A 2475-nucleotide genomic window follows, 5' to 3' on the forward strand; every position below is an offset into this window, starting at 1 on the left:
CAGTAGTTCGTAAGCGGCATATCGACCGCATGCAGACCTCTAATACTCAGAATTTGCAGGCAGGATTGGTTTACCTCAACCTCTTGCAGGAGAGTCAGCAGCTTCTTAGCAACATGCGTCATCAGCTCAGAGCTGTGAAGAAGTTTGAAGAGAACTAAGAATGGGTTTTTCGTACTATTATTAGATAGATAATTCAGATAGCCAACCGTAGGTTAATGCCTTGTGGTTGGCTATCATTTTTATACCTCCGTCTAAAAATATCTATGAATAAACGGATGTTTCATAGGGACTACAATTATCGTTATAGTTAACGATGTATTAAATTACATTTGACAGCAATCATATTGACATTTGAAAGGAAGCAAAAATAGGTTTGATAGTAAGCAAAGATACATTTGATAGTAAGCAAAGATTGATTGAAGTTTAACTTCGATAGCGAATGAAGTTAGTTAAATCATTGAATGAAAGCTACTTGCTAAACCGTCGCAACTATAATCATTAATTTCTGCTCAAAGATAGGTTTTTTATTTCGAGTATCAAGAAAATACGCTACAAATACATTCGTTTCATGCGGCTATATGTTTTGCTTCACGAGGCTATATGCTTAATTTGAAAGGTGTAATCGAAAAAAATGTTGATTTGCTTGCAACAATTCTCTTGCAAATTACGTCTATAAGGTTATAGAGCTCTTAAAGCAATTGATTTAATAACCATTTAATATATTTATGACTATGAAGCGAATATTTTCTATTATGATGGCTTTGGCATTTGTGTTTGCCTTTGCCGCTTGTAATGCAAGTAATGCTAAAGAAGGATTGGATGCTAAGAATGGCAAGTCGATAAGCTATGATGGTTGCAAGGTTACCAAGCAGTTAAAGAGTCTGCCTTATTTCAATAAGATTGTGCTTGATGGCGCACTCGATGTTGAATTCTCGCAGGCTTCGCGTGGAGGTGTTGCGATAAAGGGTCGCAAGAGTATAGTGGATAATGTAAAGGCTAAGGTGAAAAACCAAACCTTATATCTCTCGTTAGACGAGAAAGACTGGTTTCGCGTAGATCGCTCAGAGAAGGCTGATATCTATGTATCTTCGCCTGATTTGATTTCTGTTGTCATGCGTGGAGCTGGCGACTTTGAAGCAAAGAATCTTCTTGATACCGATACTCTAAACGTTGAGCTTAATGGGGCAGGCAACATTGATTTTGATAGAATTGTGTGTGATGAGGCTTACCTTGTTGTAAAAGGTGCTGGCAACTTGGAAGTTGATAAACTGACAGCCAATCGTACTAAGATAGCTATGCTTGGTGTAGGCAATGCCGATGTAGAATTTAAGAATGCAGGACACGTAGACTGTCTGCTGAGCGGAGTAGGCAATATCGACCTCGAAGGAACTGTTAAATCGTTGAGTAAGAACGTAAGAGGCACAGGTAATATAGATACTACCGAACTTATGGTTCGTGGCAGTAGGAAGTAAAGTTTAGAAAACTAAAAAACTTATAAAAAGTTTTCTTAATCCGTGAAATATTACTACCTTTGTAGAAAACTTTGAAAAAGCATTGGCTCAGGGTTACGACTGCATGATGGGCGTAACCGATTATATAGACGACGAGAAACCTTTGTATGTAGCAACAGATGCTGCTGATGATATTACCGGCTTCTACGATAAGTATGAAGACGGTATTCGTTATATCTCAGGCGGTATATATGGTCTTACTGCCCCTTGCATTCGCATACTCGAAGAGTGTATGCAGAATGGGGTTAGCCGTATGCGCAACTTCCAGCGTGCTTTGGTGGCAGGAGGATTGAAGCTAAAGGCTTATCCTTTCAGCAAGGTGTTGGATGTGGATCATGCTACGGATGTGGAAAAGGCAGAACAGTTTCTTGAGTCGGGAAAGTGATGAAGGTATTGGCTGTTATGCGTGATGTGGTGTTTTCGCCCAATAGCGTTGATAAGGATAGAGCCATACTGCTGGCTGCAGCAAATTGTTTGAGTAGCGATGTTGTAGTGGTCGACGAGAATAATATCCCCGACGATGTTGCCGACTTCGATATTTGTCTAAGTATGGCACGCCAAACCGTCAATCTCGACAAATTGGCTTTGCTTGCTACCCAGGGGCTTAAAGTAATTAACAATCCGCTAAGCACAAAGGCTTGCACGCGCTCAATTATAGAAACCGTGATGCATGGCATCAAAACTCCGCTGGCTCCTACCGTAGGCGATGATGGCTATTGGATTAAGCGTGGCGACATGGCAGCACAAACGAAAGGTGAAGTGCGCTATTGCAAAAACGACGAAGAATTGCAGCAAGCCAAGGCAGACTTCAAGGTTATGGGCATTGACGACTATGTGGTTTCGGCTCATGTAGTAGGCGACTTGGTGAAATGGTATGCTGTGGATGGCGGATTCTTCAGATATTATTATCCTTCAGACGATGGCAACACCAAGTTTGGCGACGAGGCTATCAACGGCAAAGCCA

Annotated in this window: 3 protein-coding genes; all 3 read left to right on the top strand. The window is 41.1% G+C overall.

Annotated features, from left to right (window positions below):
* Positions 1–752: 752 nt before the first annotated feature.
* Positions 753–1472: a DUF2807 domain-containing protein gene (locus Q0E19_RS11815; protein ID WP_294409742.1), complete on the top strand. Its 720-nt coding sequence runs from the start codon at positions 753–755 to the stop codon at positions 1470–1472.
* 103 nt (positions 1473–1575) lie between these two features.
* Positions 1576–1896: a hypothetical protein gene (locus Q0E19_RS11820; protein WP_294409744.1), complete on the top strand. Its 321-nt coding sequence runs from the start codon at positions 1576–1578 to the stop codon at positions 1894–1896.
* Positions 1893–2475: hypothetical protein (locus tag Q0E19_RS11825; RefSeq protein ID WP_294409747.1), on the top strand; the 583-nt coding region annotated here is incomplete at its 3' end. The genes Q0E19_RS11820 and Q0E19_RS11825, both read left to right, overlap by 4 nt.

Origin of the sequence: uncultured Ruminococcus sp. (assembly GCF_934476685.1) — a bacterium.
GTDB lineage: Bacteria > Bacillota > Clostridia > Oscillospirales > Ruminococcaceae > Hominimerdicola.